At 72.9% G+C, this 16,907-nt stretch carries 16 protein-coding genes; 7 read left to right on the top strand and 9 right to left on the bottom strand.

All coding sequences use genetic code 11. The features are described 5' to 3' along the window. Positions 1–18: 18 nt before the first annotated feature. The 4 genes from AB0M92_RS14735 to uvrB all read right to left on the bottom strand — a co-directional run bounded on the left by AB0M92_RS14735 (position 19) and on the right by uvrB (position 6,143). Complete coding sequence (locus AB0M92_RS14735) at positions 19–1,002, bottom strand: TerC family protein (RefSeq protein ID WP_366102496.1); 984 nt, start codon at positions 1,000–1,002, stop codon at positions 19–21. Positions 1,003–1,241: 239 nt separating this feature from the next. Next, a complete protein-coding gene (locus AB0M92_RS14740) occupies positions 1,242–3,236 on the bottom strand; it encodes a TerD family protein (RefSeq protein ID WP_366102497.1) in 1,995 nt (664 codons plus the stop codon). 73 nt (positions 3,237–3,309) lie between these two features. Then, on the bottom strand, positions 3,310–3,888 hold the full coding sequence (locus AB0M92_RS14745; RefSeq protein ID WP_030292185.1) for a TerD family protein: 579 nt from the start codon (positions 3,886–3,888) through the stop codon (positions 3,310–3,312). An 86-nt stretch (positions 3,889–3,974) separates the two neighbouring features. Continuing rightward, on the bottom strand, positions 3,975–6,143 hold the full coding sequence (uvrB, locus tag AB0M92_RS14750) for an excinuclease ABC subunit UvrB (RefSeq protein ID WP_366102498.1): 2,169 nt from the start codon (positions 6,141–6,143) through the stop codon (positions 3,975–3,977). Between the two features lie 258 nt (positions 6,144–6,401). On the opposite strand from uvrB, the gene AB0M92_RS14755 reads away from it, so the two are divergent. The 3 genes from AB0M92_RS14755 (at position 6,402) to AB0M92_RS14765 (ending at position 9,501) form a co-directional block, all read left to right on the top strand. Further along, positions 6,402–7,376 (top strand): glycerophosphodiester phosphodiesterase family protein, encoded by a 975-nt coding sequence (locus tag AB0M92_RS14755; protein ID WP_366102499.1) that lies wholly within the window; start codon positions 6,402–6,404, stop codon positions 7,374–7,376. A 90-nt stretch (positions 7,377–7,466) separates the two neighbouring features. After that, a complete protein-coding gene (locus tag AB0M92_RS14760; RefSeq protein ID WP_366102500.1) occupies positions 7,467–8,030 on the top strand; it encodes a methylated-DNA--[protein]-cysteine S-methyltransferase in 564 nt (187 codons plus the stop codon). 160 nt (positions 8,031–8,190) lie between these two features. Beyond that, a complete protein-coding gene (locus AB0M92_RS14765; protein ID WP_366102501.1) occupies positions 8,191–9,501 on the top strand; it encodes an MFS transporter in 1,311 nt (436 codons plus the stop codon). Here AB0M92_RS14765 and AB0M92_RS14770 read toward each other — a convergent pair. After that, entirely contained in the window at positions 9,491–9,853 is a 363-nt protein-coding gene (locus AB0M92_RS14770; protein WP_366102502.1) for a cupin domain-containing protein, read from the bottom strand. The genes AB0M92_RS14765 and AB0M92_RS14770 overlap by 11 nt on opposite strands. 241 nt (positions 9,854–10,094) lie before the next feature. On the opposite strand from AB0M92_RS14770, the gene AB0M92_RS14775 reads away from it, so the two are divergent. Both AB0M92_RS14775 and AB0M92_RS14780 read left to right on the top strand, forming a co-directional pair. Further along, positions 10,095–11,021: a pseudouridine-5'-phosphate glycosidase gene (locus tag AB0M92_RS14775; protein WP_366102503.1), complete on the top strand. Its 927-nt coding sequence runs from the start codon at positions 10,095–10,097 to the stop codon at positions 11,019–11,021. Beyond that, positions 11,018–11,944 (top strand): PfkB family carbohydrate kinase, encoded by a 927-nt coding sequence (locus AB0M92_RS14780; RefSeq protein WP_366102504.1) that lies wholly within the window; start codon positions 11,018–11,020, stop codon positions 11,942–11,944. The genes AB0M92_RS14775 and AB0M92_RS14780 overlap by 4 nt, the downstream gene beginning before the upstream one ends. Before the next feature lie 23 nt (positions 11,945–11,967). Here AB0M92_RS14780 and AB0M92_RS14785 read toward each other — a convergent pair whose 3' ends face one another. After that, entirely contained in the window at positions 11,968–12,609 is a 642-nt protein-coding gene (locus AB0M92_RS14785) for a hypothetical protein (protein WP_366102505.1), read from the bottom strand. Between the two features lie 166 nt (positions 12,610–12,775). Beyond that, positions 12,776–13,429 carry a uridine kinase gene (locus AB0M92_RS14790; RefSeq protein ID WP_366102506.1) on the bottom strand — a complete coding sequence of 218 codons (654 nt, stop codon included), beginning with the start codon at positions 13,427–13,429 and terminating at the stop codon, positions 12,776–12,778. A 91-nt stretch (positions 13,430–13,520) separates the two neighbouring features. Here AB0M92_RS14790 and AB0M92_RS14795 point away from each other — a divergent pair, with 91 nt between their 5' ends. After that, the gene (locus AB0M92_RS14795; protein WP_366102507.1) at positions 13,521–14,966 is read left to right on the top strand and encodes a WGR domain-containing protein; all 1,446 of its coding nucleotides are present in this window, start codon (positions 13,521–13,523) and stop codon (positions 14,964–14,966) included. Between the two features lie 19 nt (positions 14,967–14,985). On the opposite strand, the gene AB0M92_RS14800 is transcribed toward AB0M92_RS14795, so the two are convergent. Beyond that, positions 14,986–15,387, bottom strand: a complete 402-nt coding sequence (locus AB0M92_RS14800) for a cupin domain-containing protein (RefSeq protein ID WP_366102508.1) — start codon at positions 15,385–15,387, stop codon at positions 14,986–14,988. Positions 15,388–15,540: 153 nt separating this feature from the next. On the opposite strand from AB0M92_RS14800, the gene AB0M92_RS14805 reads away from it, so the two are divergent. Next, complete coding sequence (locus tag AB0M92_RS14805; RefSeq protein ID WP_366102509.1) at positions 15,541–16,221, top strand: DUF2293 domain-containing protein; 681 nt, start codon at positions 15,541–15,543, stop codon at positions 16,219–16,221. On the opposite strand, the gene AB0M92_RS14810 is transcribed toward AB0M92_RS14805, so the two are convergent. After that, entirely contained in the window at positions 16,222–16,902 is a 681-nt protein-coding gene (locus tag AB0M92_RS14810; RefSeq protein WP_366102510.1) for a chaplin, read from the bottom strand. Between the last annotated feature and the right edge of the window lie 5 nt (positions 16,903–16,907).

Consider the following 16,907-nt stretch of genomic DNA (forward strand, 5'->3'; position numbering starts at 1 on the left):
CCCGAGGGGCCCGCGTCCCTACGCGTCGATGCTCTCCGGGCGGGCGGCGGCCTCGGCGGCCGCCTGCTTCTTCGAGGCGATCAGGCTGGTGATCGTGGTGATCACGAGGACACCGCAGATCACTCCGAGGGAGACCGGGATCGAGACGACCGGTACGTCCAGTCCGGACTCGTGCAGGGCGTGCAGCACCAGCTTGACGCCGATGAACCCGAGGATGATCGACAGGCCGTAGCTGAGGTGGACCAGCTTCTTGAGCAGGCCGCCGATGAGGAAGTACAGCTGGCGCAGACCCATCAGGGCGAAGGCGTTGGCCGTGAAGACGATGTACGGGTCCTGGGTGAGGCCGAAGATCGCGGGGATCGAGTCCAGGGCGAACAGCACGTCGGTGGTGCCGATGGCGAGCATGACGACCATCAGGGGGGTCAGGACGCGCTTGCCGTTGCTCTCGATGAACAGCTTGGTGCCGTGGTACTTGTCGGCGACGCCGAACTTCTTCTCGACGGTCTTGAGGAGGCGGTTCTCCTCGAACTCCTCCTCGTCCTCGTCCTTGCGCGCCTCCTGGATCAGCTTCCAGGCGGTGTAGATCAGGAACGCGCCGAAGATGTAGAAGACCCACGAGAAGCTGGCGATGATCGCCGCACCGGCGGCGATGAAGATCGCGCGCAGTACCAGGGCGATCAGCACGCCCACCAGCAGAACGCGCTGCTGGAGGTGGGAGGGCACCGCGAACTTCGCCATGATCAGGACGAAGACGAAGAGGTTGTCGACGCTCAGGGACTTCTCGGTGATGAAGCCGGCGAAGAACTCCTGCGAGGCCTGGCCGTTGCCGAAGAACCACAGGCCGAGGCCGAAGAGCGCGGCGAGGACGATCCAGACGACCGTCCAGGTGCCCGCTTCCTTGATCGATACGTCATGCGGTTTGCGGCCGATGAAGAAATCGGCGCCGATGAGGATGCACAGACCGAGAATGGTCAGCACCCAGAGGGTCCACGAAACGTCCACTGCTAATTCGCCTCCGGCAGATGGCTCAGCACACATGTCAGCGTCATCGCTGCCGGAGGTCTCTTCCACCCGGGCGGCCTGGAGGCCGTGGGCCGGCGCCCCGGGACCGACTGCGGTTCACACGACCGCAGTGGTCCGTATTGACGGGTACGCCGTAGCAGGAAAGCAGGAATACTCCCCTCCGCGTGCCCAGGGTACCCGTCAGAGCGCCTGAAGGTAAAGAGAAGACCAAGGAACGGTCATGGGCGGGCATCGCGCCGGGCGGCGGCGATCCGTTCCAGGGTCCGCTCCAGGACCCGGCTGCCCGGTGGCGGCAGGTCCGGCTCGAAGGTCCAGGCATGGCCCACCCACGGGTCGGCGAGGTGGTTGTCGGGCACCGGCGACAGCCGCATGAGCGAGCGCCACAGCGGATCCAGCAGCGGCCCGTACGCCGAGGCCTCGTCACGGTCCGCCACCATCAGCAGGTGCACGCCGACCGCCGGACCCTCGTCGGCCAGGTAGCGCAACCGGGTGACGGCCCGGTCGTCGAACCCGTGCGGGAAGTCGTGCACGATCAGCAGTTGGTCGGCGACGTCCACGTCCGGCGGCAGGTCCTCGGGCGCCCCGGCCCGCACGGCCATCTGTACGAGGTCCACCCGGCGGGTCAGCGCCTCCAGGGTCCGGGTGACCCCGGCGGCCCCGGCGGCGGGCGGCCCGGCCAGCACCCCGGCCGCGACGAGCGGCGCCAGGGAGGCGGCCCCCGCCCCGGCCGCGTCGATGACGTGCACGGAGAACCGGTCGCCGGGGTGGACCGCGAGCAGCCGGACGGCGTGGGCGACGGCCATGTCCATGGCGGCCAGGCGCAGCCGGTCGGTGTCCATGGTCATCGCGGCCTCGGAGCCGGTGCGGCCGTTGTCGATCCACAGCCCGCGCTCCAGCGGGGCCCGCACCAGCATGGGGATGCGCAGGTCGGGCCGCTCGGGCAGGTGCAGGTCACCGAGGCGCAGGGCCAGGGGGGCCTCCTCGGGAACCCCGTGCCCGTGCCAGACGGGGTTGGCCCAGCGGGCGTACGGGGCCGGCAGCGCGGGCTCGACCACCTCGGACTCGGCGATCAGCTGGGCGAGGTCCCGGTCGAGCACGGCCTTGGCCTGGGCGACGAGCTCCTCGTGGCGGGCTCGGGCCGCGTCGCGGGCGGCATTGCCGGTGCCCGCGAGGCGCAGCCGGGGGTCGGACAGCGCGTCGTCGAGCTCTCGGTCCATCCGGGACTCGGCGAAGTCGCACGCGCTGCGGTAGGCCGCCACGGACCGGGCCAGGTCCTCGAACATGCCCCAGACCTGGTTGTAGAGCCGCTCCTCCAGGGACCAGCCGCTCGCGTCGCCCGCGACGGGGGCGGGGGGCCGGTCCGCCTCTGGAGAGGGGACGGCGCGCGGGCCGGGCTCGGGGGGCTCGGTGGTCGTGCGGCGGCGGGGGTGGGCGTAGTCGATGGTGGGCGGTCCGCCGATGGTGTCGGCGGACGAGGGACCGGGTGCGGCTCCGGGGGTGGTGGCGGGCGAGGTTCCCGGGTACGGGGCGCCGGTGGCGGGAAGCGGCTCCGGGGCCGGCGGGGGCGACGGCGGGGCGGGCGCGGGCGCGGCGTCCTGCGGGGCCCGCAGGCCGTGCGGAACGGTCGGCGGAGCGGCCGTCGGCAGGGCGGCCAGGGTGATGTCGCCGCAGGGCACCAGCCCGGTGGCCACCTCCGCCAGGGCGGTGGCGGCCGGGCCGCCCAGCCCGGCGTCGGCGAGCAGCGCGCCGAGCCCCTCGGCGTACCCCTGGCCGACGGCGCGGACCTTCCAGGCGCCCTGGCGCCGGTAGAGCTCCAGGGCCACGACGGCGGTCTCGGCGTCCAGGCCGGTCAGCGTGTACCCGGCGAGCTCGGCACCCTCCGGGTCGGCGACCGCGACGTACGAGGCGGGCGCCGCGCCGAAGCGCGCCGGGCCGCCGGGCGGCAGGACGAGGACCACCCCGAGCCGGTGCACGGCGGGCGCGACGGCGTCGAGGTCGACGGCGAAGCGGTGCTCGCCCGCCACCGCCTCCGGCACCTGCACTCCGGGCAGGTGCCGGGCACCGGGGTGGGCCACCGCATCGGGGCCGGCCAGCCGGCCCGCGTCATCGCAGGCCGAGACCAGGGCCAGTACGGGCGTACCCGCCGAGACCCTGATCTCCACCCGCGCCTGGGACAGGGGGTGGTTCTGCCCCCGGACCAATTCGGCCGTCATCCTGCAGCCCTCCCCCGTGCCCTTGCTCGTCCGCTCTGTTCTGTTCTGTTCCGCGCTTGCGCGCCGCTGCCGCTTACAGGTGCGGCAGGATCGCCGGCATCAGGTCCTGGAAGGTCCGGCCGTTGGCCGGGTTGCCGAGGGCCGTCATCTGCCAGCCGCTGCCCGCCCGCGACACCTTCGCCATGATCTGCGCGGTGTACTGGCCGCCGCCGTCCAGCGTGTAGCGCGCCAGCTCCTGGCCGTTGGTCTCGTCGACGATGCGGCAGAACGCGTTCTGCACCTCCTGGAACGTCTGGCCGGTGAACGAGTTCACCGTGAAGACGATCTGGTCGATGTGCACCGGCACGCGCTGGAGGTCGACGAGGATCGACTCGTCGTCCCCGCCCTGGCCGGCGCCGCCGACGAGGTTGTCACCGGTGTGCCGGACCGAGCCGTCGTCGCTCTGCAGGTGGCGGAAGAACACCACGTCCACCGGCTGCTTGTCGGCGAAGAGCACCGCCGACGCGTCCAGGTCGATCTCCCGGGTCCGCGAGCCGAACAGTCCGCGGCGCTTGGCGGCCTGCCAGCCGAGGCCCATCCGGACCGCGGTCAGCGTGCCCCCGTCCTGCTTCTGCAGACTGATGGCCTGACCCTTGGTCATGTTGACCGTCACGCGCTGTCCCCTCTCCCTAGCCCGCCCCCGATGTGGGTGCGCATGTGTACCTGCGGCTGCCGCCAACCCTACTGACCGGCTCCGGGTCAGGCGAGGCCCGCTTCCCTCATCTGTCGCAGCTCCTTCTTCAGCTCGCCCACCTCGTCGCGGATCCGGGCCGCGACCTCGAACTGGAGCTCGGCGGCGGCTCCGCGCATCCGCTCGGTCATCTGCTCGATGAGCGCGGCCAGTTCCTCCGCCGGACGGTCCGTCAGCGCCGCGGCGTCCTTGGCGGCCTTGGCCGCCTTGGCGCCCTTGACCTGCTTGCCGCCCACGGTGACCTGGCCCGCCTTGACCACGCCGAGCGACGGTACGGGAGCCTTGGCGGGCTTGCCGTCCTTCCCCTGGCGGTAACCGGTGCCGAGCAGCTGTTCGGTGTCCAGCTCCTCGCGGGCGATGGTGGCGACGATGTCGTTGATCTTCTTGCGCAGCGGCTGCGGGTCGATCCCGTTCGCCGTGTTGTACGCGATCTGCTTCTCCCGGCGCCGGTTGGTCTCCTCGATGGCCTTCTCCATCGCCGGGGTCATCTTGTCCGCGTACATGTGGACCTGACCGGAGACGTTGCGCGCCGCGCGGCCGATGGTCTGGATCAGCGAGGTCCCGGAGCGCAGGAAGCCCTCCTTGTCGGCGTCGAGGATCGCCACCAGCGAGACCTCGGGCAGGTCGAGGCCCTCGCGCAGCAGGTTGATGCCGACCAGGACGTCGTACTCGCCGGCGCGCAGCTCGCGCAGCAGCTCGATGCGGCGCAGCGTGTCGACGTCGCTGTGCAGGTAGCGCACCTGGATGCCGAGCTCCAGGAAGTAGTCCGTGAGGTCCTCGGCCATCTTCTTGGTGAGGGTGGTGACCAGGACGCGCTCGTCCTTCTCCACGCGCCCGCGGATCTCGTGGACGAGGTCGTCGATCTGCCCCTCGGTGGGCTTGACCACGACCTCGGGGTCGATGAGCCCGGTGGGGCGGATGATCTGCTCGACGAAGCCGTCACCGCGGGAGAGCTCGTACTTGCCGGGGGTCGCCGACAGGTAGACCGTCTGGCCGATGCGCTCCTGGAACTCCTCCCACTTCAGCGGCCGGTTGTCGAGGGCCGAGGGCAGCCGGAACCCGTGGTCGACCAGGGTCCGCTTGCGCGAGGCGTCGCCCTCGTACATGGCGCCGATCTGGGGCACGGTGACGTGCGACTCGTCGATGACGAGGAGGAAGTCCTCGGGGAAGTAGTCGATGAGGGTGTTGGGCGCGGAGCCGCGCTCGCGGTCGTCCATGTGCAGCGAGTAGTTCTCGATGCCGGAGCAGGACCCGATCTGGCGCATCATCTCCAGGTCGTACGTGGTGCGCATGCGCAGCCGCTGGGCCTCCAGCATCTTGCCCTGCTTCTCCAGCTCGGCGAGGCGCTCGGCCAGCTCCGCCTCGATGCCGCGGACCGCCTTCTCCATACGCTCGGGGCCGGCGACGTAGTGGCTGGCGGGGAAGACGTACAGCTCGCGGTCCTCGCTGATGACCTCGCCGGTCAGCGGGTGCAGGGTGGAGAGGGCCTCGATCTCGTCGCCGAACATCTCGATGCGGACGGCCAGTTCCTCGTAGACCGGGAAGATCTCGATGGTGTCCCCGCGCACGCGGAAGGTGCCGCGGGTGAAGGCCACGTCGTTGCGCGTGTACTGGATGTCGACGAAGCGGCGCAGCAGCTGGTCCCGGTCCATCTCCTCGCCGACCTTGAGGGGGACCATCCGGTCGACGTACTCCTGCGGGGTGCCGAGGCCGTAGATGCAGGACACGGAGGCGACGACGATCACGTCACGCCGGGTGAGGAGCGAGTTGGTGGCGGAGTGGCGCAACCGCTCCACCTCCTCGTTGATCGAGGAGTCCTTCTCGATGTAGGTGTCCGACTGCGGTACGTACGCCTCGGGCTGGTAGTAGTCGTAGTACGAGACGAAGTACTCGACGGCGTTGTTCGGCAGGAGCTCACGGAACTCGTTCGCCAGCTGGGCGGCGAGCGTCTTGTTCGGCGCCATCACGAGGGTCGGGCGCTGGAGCTTCTCGATCATCCAGGCGGTGGTCGCCGACTTGCCGGTGCCGGTCGCACCCAGCAGGACGACATCCTTCTCACCTGCACGGATGCGCTTCTCCAGCTCGGCGATGGCCGCCGGCTGGTCGCCGCTGGGCTGGTAGGAGCTGACGACCTCGAAAGGCGCCACCGTGCGTTCGATCTTCGATACGGGCCGCATGAGTCCACCGTACGACCCCCCACTGACACTCACGCAGCCGCTCGGCTCTCCGGCGCTGCGGCGGGTCCGGCCCGGCGCGTCCGGCGGACGGCGCGGCAGTCCTCCTTTCTGGTCCGTTTGTCGTAGTTCGGTGGCGGCGCGGTGATCTTCGACCGCATGATCGCCGTAATGGTCACCCGTGTAGTGCATCGCCGCAACGTCTGCCAGTCCGCACGCGTCTGACGCAGGAACAGGGCTCCCGAACCGAGGAGAACGCACATGTACGTCCGACCCGCCGCCGCGGCCGCCGCCGCATTCCTGGGATTCACCCTGACCCTGCTGGGCGGGACGGCCGCGGCCGCCGCCACCGATCTCTCCGTCCCCTCGTCCCCCTCCGACTCCAGGGGCCCCACCGGAGCCACGGGAGCCACCGGACCCACCGGCACCGCCGGCGCTCCGGGGCTGCTGGGGCCCGTCGTGTACGCCCACCGGGGGGCCTCGGCATACGCCCCGGAGAACACCCTCGCCGCGATCGACCTCGCGATGCGGCTGGGCTTCGACTGGGTCGAGAACGACGTCCAGCGCACCAAGGACGGCGAGCTGGTCGTGGTCCACGACGACACCCTGGCCCGCACCACCGACGTCGAGCAGGCGTTCCCGGACCGCAAGCCCTGGCGGGTCAAGGACTTCACGGCGGCGGAGATCGCCACGCTCGACGCGGGCAGCTGGTTCGGCGAGGAGTACGCGGGCGAGCGCGTACCGACCCTGCGGCAGTACCTCGACCGGGTGGAGCGCAACCGGCAGCGGCTGCTGCTGGAGACCAAGAAGCCCGAGCTCTACCCCGGCGTCGAGAAGCAGACCCTCCAGGTACTGGACGAGGCCGGCTGGCTCGACCCCGACCACGTGGAGCGCCGGCTGGTCGTCCAGAGCTTCAGCGCCGACTCCGTGCGCATCGTGCACGACCTGCGCCCGGACCTCGTGACGGCCTTCCTGGGCACCCCGACCGTCGCCGAGCTGCCGAAGTACGCCGGGTTCACGGACCGGATCAACCCGTGGCACACCACCATCTCGGCCGACTGGGTGGCGGCGGTGCACGACCTGCGGGGAGCCCACGGCAAGACGATGGAGGTGGACACCTGGATCGTCGACGACGCGGCGACGGCGCGGAAGGTGCAGGGGATGGGCGTGGACGGGATCATCACCAACGCCCCGGACGTCGTGCACCAGGCGGTGCTGGGGTCCTTCGCCTACTAGTCCCCCCGGGGGCACGGTCGCGCCGGGGGGACGGTCGCGCCTTGGGGACGGTCGCGCCGGGTTGTCGGACCCTCCCCTTACGGTGGAGGGGTGGACAGCACCGAGCGGCCCCGCGGGCCGCACCTCGAATGGACCGTCGTCCCCAGCGACATCGGCCCTCTGCTCCTGGCCGCGACCCCGGAGGGACTGGTCCGGGTCGAGTTCCACGCCGGGCCGGACCGGGTCGACAAGATGATCGGCTCCCTCGTCTCCCGGCTCGGCGCCGACGCCTGGCGCCCGGCGCCGGGTCAGGAGGTGCTGCTCGCCGAGCCGATACGCCAGCTGGAGGCGTACTTCGCGGGCTCGCTCAAGCGCTTCGAGCTGCCGCTGGACTGGCGGCTCAGCTCCGGCTTCAACCGGCAGGTGCTCCAGGAGCTGGACCGCTCGGTGCCGTACGGGGCGGTCGTCGGCTACGGGGAGCTCGCGGCCCGGGTCGGCCAGCCGGGCGCGGCCCAGGCCGTGGGCAACGCCATGGGGTCGAACCCGCTGCCGCTCGTGGTGGCCTGCCACCGGGTCGTGGAGAACGACGGCGGCATCGGCGGCTTCGGCGGCGGCGTGGAGACCAAGCGCAGCCTGCTGGCCCTGGAGGGCGTCCTTCCGCAGCCGCTGTTCTGAGGGGTGCGGCGGGGCCGGAGCCCGGGCCGGGCGCAGGGGGTGCGGCCCCCGTTCCGTCCGGCCGCGAGGGGTGGGAAACTGCCGCGGTGACCACTTCCACCGCCTCCGGCCGCACCGCGCCCGTACACAGCCCCGCGCCGCCGCGACGGGGGTGGACGGCATGACCGCGATATCCGGCACCGAATCCGGCACCGCCCGCCCCACCCCGCCCCTGAGCCCTGCGGACCTGCCCCGGCTCCAGCGCCGCGTCTGCGCGGTACTGATCGCGAGCCAGATGCTGGGCGGCGTCGGCGTGCCCATCAGCATCGCCCTGGCCCCGGTCCTCGCCACGGAGGTCAGCGGCACCGAAGCGCTGTCCGGGTTCGCCTCCACGGCCGCCGTGATCGGCACCGCGGCGGTCTCCCTCCCGCTCGCCGCCCTCATGACCGCGCGCGGGCGGCGGCCGGGGCTGGTCCTCGGGTACGGGATCGGCGCGCTCGGCGCGGGCCTGGTGGTCCTCGCCGCCGCGATCAAGAACTTCCCGCTGCTGATGCTCGGCATGGCCGCCTTCGGCGCCGCCTCCTCCGCCAATCTCCAGGCCCGGTTCGCGGCCGCAGACCTCGCCGCCCCGGACCGCAGGGCGCGGGCCGTCTCCCTCGTCGTCTGGGCTTCGACCCTGGGCGCGGTGCTCGGCCCCAACCTCTCCGCCCCGGCCGGCCGCAGCTTCGCCGGGACCTCCATACCCGAGACGGCGGGCCCCTTCGTCTGGGCCGGTGCCGTCTTCGTCCTCACCGGCGCGCTGATCGGCCTCTTCCTGCGGCCGGACCCGCTGCTGACGGCCCGGGCGCTGGCCTCGCCCGCGGAGCAGGCCGAGGGCGGCCGCTCGCTGCGCGCCGGGTTCGCGGCCGTCAAGGCCTCGCCGCGGGCGCGCCTGGCCCTGGTCACCGTCGCGGTGTCCCACACCGCCATGGTCTCGATCATGGTGATGACCCCGGTCGACCTCGGCCACCACGGCGCCACGCTGGAGCTCGTCGGCCTGGTGATCAGCGGTCACATCGCGGGCATGTTCGCCTTCTCGCCGCTCATGGGGTGGCTGGCCGACCGGGTCGGCCGGCTGGCCGTGATCGGCCTGGCGGCCGGTCTGCTGTCGGTGGCCGCCCTGCTCGCCGGCACCGCCGGGCCGAGCCACACGCAGAGCGCGATCGGGCTGTTCCTGCTGGGCCTCGGCTGGTCCGCCGGGATGGTCTCCGGCTCGGCCCTGCTCACCGACTCGGTGCCGCAGGCCGCGCGGGCCGCCGTACAGGGCCTGAGCGACCTCACGATGAACACCTGCGCGGGCGTGGGCGGCGCGGCCGCCGGGCTGGTCATGTCGCACGCGGGCTACGGCTGGCTGAACGCGATCGGCGCGGCCCTCCTGCTGCCGATGGCGGCGCTGGCCCTGTTCACCGCGCGCCGCCACCCCGCGGCGCCCGCCCCTGCCGCTAGTAGCTGATGTGGTAGGCCTTGCGCAGCGTTTCGTGGACGGTCCAGGTGGTCTTGTCGCCCTCCCGGAGCACGCAGGCCGAGCCCGGGCCCACCTCCAGGGTCGCGCCGCCCTCGACCTCGATGGTGGCGCGGCCGCCGACCACCACGAACAGTTCGTTGGCCTCGGTGTCGGTGACCACGCCCGGGGTGATCTGCCAGATGCCTCGCACCTGCGTGCCGTCGGGGGACTCCCACAGCACCTTGCCCGTCACGACGGGCTCGCCGGAGAGGATCTGGCCGGGATCGAGGTCCTCGACCTCCAGTTCGGCGTCCGGTACGGATACGGCGAACGAGGCGGGGCCGTGCTCACTGGTGCTCATGGCGAGTCACCCTAATCCGCCCGTCCGGCGCTCCGCGGTGACCACAACGTCCATGCTCCGCCCGCCGGACAGGTCAACCTGTCCAGCCGCTCCCGGTCCGCGTAGCGGGGGGTGGTCCCGGTCGGCGAGGTCGTCGTGGAAGGCGCGCACGTCCGGGAGTTCGGGGCACGCCACTCGGACGGGTTCGGCGAGGGTGGGGCGGCGGCGTTTGGGGGCCGTGATCGCGTGCCATGGATGGGACATGCACACATCATCCGAGGTCCCCGTCCTGTCCGAAGAGGTCCGCGAGGCGCTGGAGCGCGGTCGTCCCGTCGTGGCGCTGGAGTCGACGATCATCGCGCACGGTCTGCCGCGCCCCCGCAATCTCGCCGTGGGCGCGGAACTGGAGGCGCTGGTGCGCGCCGAGGGCGCGGTACCGGCCACGATCGCCGTCGTCGACGGTGTGGCGTACGCCGGGCTCGACAAGGCGCAGCTGGAGCGGATCGCGGGCGGCGAGGGGGTCCGCAAGCTCGGCCACCGGGATCTGGCGCCCGCGCTCGCGACGGGCGCGACCGGTGCGACGACGGTGTCCGCGACGGCTTTCCTGGCCGCGCGGGCGGGGCTGCGGGTGTTCGCCACGGGCGGGCTGGGCGGCGTACACCGGGAGTACGCGCAGACGCAGGACGAGTCGGCGGATCTGGCGCTGCTGGCACGGACGCGGATCACGGTGGTGTGCGCCGGGGTGAAGTCGATCCTGGACGTACCGGCGACGCTGCAGCGGCTGGAGACGCTCGGGGTGGGGATCCTGGGGTACGGGACGGAACGTTTCCCCGGGTTCTACCTGGCCAGTTCCGGCGAACCGGTGGACTGGACCGTCCACCGGCCGCAGGAGGTGGCCGCGGTCATGGCCGCCCAGGACGCCCTCGGCGGGCCGGACTCGGCGCTGCTGGTGGCCAATCCGGTGGCGGAGGCGGAGCAGTTGGATCCGCAGCTGCACGACCGGGTGCTGGCCGAGGCGTTGGAGGAGTGTCATGAGCGCGGGATCACGGGACAGGCGGTGACCCCGTTCCTGCTGGGGTTCCTGGTACGGGCCACGGGTGGGGCCTCGCTGGAGGCGAACCTCGCCGCGGTACGGGGCAACGTGGCGCTCGGGGCCAGGATCGCGGGAGCCTGGGCGGCGCGTCCGTGACGGCGGCCACCGATCGCGGGCCCGTCGGCGCGCGCGGGGCGCTGCTGGTCGTCGGGGACGTGGTGACGGATGTCGTGGCGGTCCATCCGGAGCCGTTGGCCCCGGCCACGGACACGGCCGCCCGGATCCGGACCCTGCCGGGCGGCGCCGGGGCTAACGCGGCCTGCTGGGCGGCCCACGCGGGGGTGGCGGACGTACGCCTGCTCGCGCGGGTGGGCACCGAATCGGCCCGGTGGCACGAGCAGTCCCTGCGGGACTCGGGGGTGCGGCCGCGGCTGATAATCGATCCGGCCGAGCCGACCGGGACGGTGGTGGCGCTGGTCGGCGGGGACGCGGAGCGGACCTTCCTCACCGACAGCGGCGCCGCGCTGCGGCTCACCCCGCAGGACTGGGCTCCGGCCCTGCTGGAGGGCGCCGCCCATCTGCACCTGTCCGGCTACCTGTTCTTCGCCGACAGCAGCCGCGAACTGGCCCTGGTCGCGTTGCGGGCCGCCCGTGCCCGGGGCGTGCCGGTGAGCGTGGACCCGGCCTCGGCGGGGTTCCTGGCCGGGCTGGGCCCGCAGCGCTTCCTCGACGAGGTGGCGGGGATCGGCGTGCTGCTGCCCAACGAGGACGAGGCGCGACTGCTGGCCGGACTGCCGGAGCGGGCCGGGCCGGCGCGGGCGGCGGCCGAACTGAGCCGCCGGGTGCCGCTGGTGGTGGTCACCCGGGGTGCGGCCGGGGCGCTGGTGGCGCAGGGGGGCCGAGTGACCGCCGAGGTGTCGGCGGAGCCGGCCGAGGCAGTGGACTCGACGGGGGCCGGGGACGCGTTCACCGGCGGGTTCCTGGCGGCCCGGCTCGCGGGCGCGGACCCTGCGGACGCGGCACGGGCGGGGTGCCGGGCCGCCGCGCGGGCGGTGACCCGGCTGGGCGGGCGCCCGTAGCGGCGACTGCGACCGCGGGGGGACTACGAGGTGTATTCCTCCTGGCCGAGGGTGTCGATCACGCCCGCCTTGTTCACGTTGTAGTGGAACACCAGGCCCTTGTTCGGGTGGGTCTCCAGCCACGAGGTGAGCTCGTGCGTGGTGATCGGCTTGTTCGCGGAGCCGGAGAGGATCGGGTCGTGGGCTCCGATCTTGGCGTCCTCGGCGATCGGGATCCAGGTCTCCTCGCCGACCGTCACGAAGGGGGTGGCACCGCCCGCGACGGGGCAGGCCCAGTGGCCGTGCTTGACGATCAGGCTGTACTGGCCGCCCTCGGGGGTGTAGCGGTAGACGGCGATCTCGTTCGGCGAGACGGCGTCCTTGGAGGCGCAGGCGGGTCCGGGTGCGGGCGGCTTCGGCTTGGCCGGGGCGGTGGCGCCCGGGCTCGGCTTCTTCGAGGACGCCGGGGAGACGGAAGGCGTCGCTCCGCCGGGTGCGGTGGGGGCGGGGGCCGTGGCCGAGGGGCTCGCCGGGCTCGTGCCCGGGCCCGTACCGACGGCGCCCGCGTCGCCGCCGTCGTCACCGTTGCAGGCCGTGAGGGTCAGGGCTCCGCAGAGCGCCAGGGCGGCGGCCGCCTGCCGCCGCAACCGTCTCGGCCCCCGAACCGCCGTACCGCGTCCGCCCATTGCCGTCTCCCTCTGCCAAGGCGCCACCGGGTGGCCGCCGTCGAAGCGTGGCGTCAACGTAGTGCGCGGCCGGGGCCGGGGGCGATGGCCGGATCTCGTTCGTCACCGGCCCGCGATGGCGTTGTTGCGGATCCCGTACGTCCGTGACGGACCGGGTGCGCGGTGGTCAGCCGGTGGGGCCGGTGAGACCGGTCCAGGCGGGGTGGCGGGGATCGTCGGCCCGGACCAGGGCGTCGGCGCGTGCCGCGGGGTCGGTCTCGGCCTCGTAGCGGGCGAAGGCGGGCAGGGTCCAGCGGGCGGACTCACCGGTGCGGCGGGCCAGCGCCCCCGGGGAGAGGCGGACGTGCACGCTGAGGTCGAAGGGGAACCAGTGGCCCAGCAACAGGGGGCCGTGCACGATCACGACGCCGCCCGGCGGGAGTTCGGTGTACGGACTGCGGGTCGCCCGGTCGGTCGCCGGGTCCCAGAGGTCGGGCAGTACGCGGCCGGTGCCGCCGGGGTCGGTCGGGCCGAACACCTCGCGCCACAGGGCGGCGGTGTCGTACCAGCCGCCGAGGTAGGAGTCCACGTCCTCGCGGCCGAACTCGAAGCGCAGGGAGGCCGGGCGCAGGAACCCCTCGGCCGGCACCACCAGGGCCGGGCGGCTGCGCAGGCGCAGCGCGTCGGCGAGGTGGCCGGCGAGTACGCCCGTGTCGGCGGCGGGCGCCCCGTCGATGCCCACCCGCTGCCACGTCTCCTCCCCCGCCCGGGACCCGTGTTCGTCGAGGTGGCCGGCGAGCCGCTCGGCCATCCGCTGCCAGGTGATCGCTTCCAGCTGCACGGACCCATTGTCAGTGGTGGGCCCTAACGTTTTTCACGAGGGATCACCGGCGGGGAAGAGCCGTTGGCCCGGCCTTGGGGAGGGGTCTGTCATGGCTCGCGAGACGACGTATCTGGAGCTGTCGCAGGACGGCGGCGGCGCCCACAAGTTCTACGAGGTGACCGTGGACGGCACGGCCGTCTCGGTGCGGTACGGGCGCATCGGCGCGGACGGCCAGTTGCAGAGCTCCTCCTTCCCGACCGTCGAGAAGGCCCGGGCGGCCGCCGCCAAGAAGATCGGCGAGAAGGTCCGCAAGGGCTACGCGCCGGCCGTGGCCGGTGCGCGCGCGGCCCGGGCGGTGTCGCGCCGCCAAGTCGCCTCGGCGCCGTCGACGGCGCGTGCGGTGGCCCCGGTGCTGTGGCGGTTCCGTACGGGCTCCTCGGCGTTCGGCATCCATGTGGACGAGGACCGCTGCTGGGTGGGGAACCAGGCGGGGGACGTCCACACGCTGAGCCACGAGGGCGAGGTACTGGCCCGGTACTCGCTGCCGGACGGGGTGAAATGCCTGGTGGCGGACGAGTTCTGGATATACGCGGGCTGTGACGACGGCACGGTGTACGACCTGTCGTCGAAGGTGCCGTTCGCGGCCTACGACATCGCGGCGGACGTGGACATCTTCTGGCTCGACATCCACGAGGGCGTGCTGAGCGTGTCCGACCGCAGCGGCGGGCTGACGGTCATCGACCACGAGGAAGAGTTCCAGTGGTCGCGGCGGTCGTCGGGCTCGAACGCGTGGATGGTCCGGGCGGACGAGCGGGCGGTCTACCACGGGCACAACAAGGGCGTGACGGCGTACGCGGCCGACGGCGGGGCGCAGTTGTGGCACCGGCCGACCAACGGCAACGTGCTGTTCGGCTGGCAGGAGGACGACGCGGTCTACGCCGCCACCGGGCGCCACCTCGTGCAGCGGCTGGCGAAGTCGACGGGCGCCGTGGAGGCCTCGTACCGGTGCGACGCCGCCGTGTACGCGTGCGCCACCTCGCCGGACGGCCGGCACGTGTTCGCCGCCGACTACGCCTCGTCGGTCTACTGCTTCGACGCCGACGGGCAGCGGCTGTGGAAGCTGGGCACCGGCGGCGGTTCGGCCCTTTCGATGCAGTACCTGGACGAGCGGCTGTATCTGGTCACCACGGACGGGTCCCTGATCTGCATGGACGCGAGCGAGGCGGCGATCCTGGCGGCCCAGGCGGGCTCCGTGCCGACGGCGGTGGACGTCAAGTCGGCGGCTGCGCTGCCGGTGTTCACCCCGGCGGCCTCCGCCTCAGCGGTGGCGACCGTCTCGGCGGCGGCGGCCCCGGCCGGCGGTGTGGTGGTGGAGTGCGTGCAGCAGGGCGGCCGGATGCGGGTGCAGGTGGTGTCGGGCGGGTTCGAGCCCTCGTGGAACGTGCAGTTCCCGCGCGGGATCCGGGAGCCGGGTGCCCGGTACGTGGTGGACGGGCTGCACGCGGCCTCGGGCGGGTTCTACCGGGTGCGCGGGGAGATACGCCGCCTGGTCTGAGCCGGGTGCCGGGCGGGGCCTACGGGGGCGCGTCCGGCAGGCCGGGGCAGGGAAGGCTCCCCGGGCACGGGCAGGATGCGGCGCCGGGCGGGGCGTCCGCGGGTATGGAGAACGCCTCGTCCTCGGCGAGCGTGCAGGTCACGTACAGCACGACCGGTACGGTGCCGAGGTTGCGGCCGAGGTGCAGGTGGTCGGCGCCGGGCGGTTCGACGAAGCTGGTGCCGGGGCGGTGCACGACGACCGAGTTGTCGTGCAGGATCCGGGTCAGCGTCCCGGACTTGACGAGTGCGATCAGCGGGACGCGGTGGAAGTGCCAGCCGGTGCAGCCGCCGGGTTCTATGACCACCTCCCGGCCCGCGAGGCCCTCCGCCCCGCCGTCCACGGCTCTCGTGAGCCGCGCCGTCGGCTGCCATCCGCCCATGTGATGCACCCCTCCCCCATGGGCATCACGGCTCTACCGCAGCCCCAACGGCTCACGGTAGAGGGACATCCGGCCATCCGGGAAAGTTGGCGAAACCTCAACGGCCATTTTCGGCAAGGTGATAAGCAGACCGGATGGCGGTATCACATCGTCATGAGTCTCGTGGTCTTCGAGTCGCCGAAGCAGATCCACTGCGCGGAGTGCCGGCAGGGGCCGCTGCGGCATCTCGTCCGCGAAGTCGGCGTGCCCCGCTGTCTGGACTGCGCCGATCTCGGGCACCTGGTCTACCTGCCGCGCGGGGACGCCGCCCTCACCCGGCGCGCCCGGGAGGCGAGTTCGCTCTCGGCCGTCGTCGTCCGCTTCAACAAGAGGCGTCGCCGCTACGAGCGCCAGGGTCTCCTGGTCGAGGACCCGGCCCTGGCCCTCGCGGAGCGCGCCTGCCTCGCCGACGCCGAGGCGCGGGCCCGTCGCCGGGAGCGCGACCGGCTGCGCCGTGCCGTCGAGGACACCCGGTTCACGGCGGCGTTCGCGGCCGAGATCGTGCGGCTGTTCCCGGGGTGTCCGGCCGATCGGGCGGTCGCGATGGCCACCCATGCCTCGCTGCGCGGCAGCGGCCGGGTGGGCCGTACGGCGGCGGGGCGGGCTCTGTCGGAACAGGCGGTGTCGGTGGCGGTGCGGGCGGCTGTTCGGCACACCGACACCGAGTACGACGCCCTGCTGATGGCGGGCGTCCCGCGGTTCGCGGCCCGGGCCCGGCTGGCACCCCGGATCGACGCGATCCTGGACGCCTGGCGCAGGCTCCCGCCCACCCCGGGCCCCGAGTGGCAGGGCTGACTACCGCAGGCGGAAGCGGCGGTAGAGCAGCACCCCGCCCAGCAGCAGCGCGCCGCCGCCCGGCAGCAGGTAGCCGGCGCCGTCGGCACCGGTGTGGGCGAGCGCCGGACCGTGCTGCCCCGGCGCGGGCGCGGTGACGGGCGGTACGGTGACGGGCGTCTCGACGACGGGCTTCGGTGTGGGCATCGGCTGCGGCTGCGGCGGCTTGCCGCCGCTGGGCACGTCACCGTTGACGGAGGTGTTGCCCGTGGAGGTGTTGCCGATCCCGACGACGCTCACCAAGTTGCCGCTGATGTTGAGCGGGACATCGACCGGGAGCTGGATCCCGTTGCCGGAGAGCAGCCCCGGTGAATCCTTTCCTCCTCCATCGGCGTGGGCTCCCCCGCCCGTGTGGGATCCGATGCCGTCCCCGGTCCGCGGTTTCGAAGGGTGCGAGGACACCGACCCCGCATGCCCGTCGCCGCCACCGCCCTGGTTGGCACAGCGGTTGCCCGCGGCCGAGTTGAGCAGTCCGACCACGCTCACGGTGTTGCCGCACACGTTGACCGGTGTGTGCACCGGCAGTTGCACCAGGTTCCCCGACAGCAGCCCGGGCGAGCCCTCGGCCTTCCCGGCCGCGTCCGCATCGGCGTAGGCGAATCCGCCGACACCCGCGACCGCCAGTCCACCTCCCGCAACCACCGCTG

The sequence above is a fragment of the Streptomyces sp. NPDC051582 genome, assembly GCF_040681715.1.
Taxonomy (GTDB): domain Bacteria; phylum Actinomycetota; class Actinomycetes; order Streptomycetales; family Streptomycetaceae; genus Streptomyces.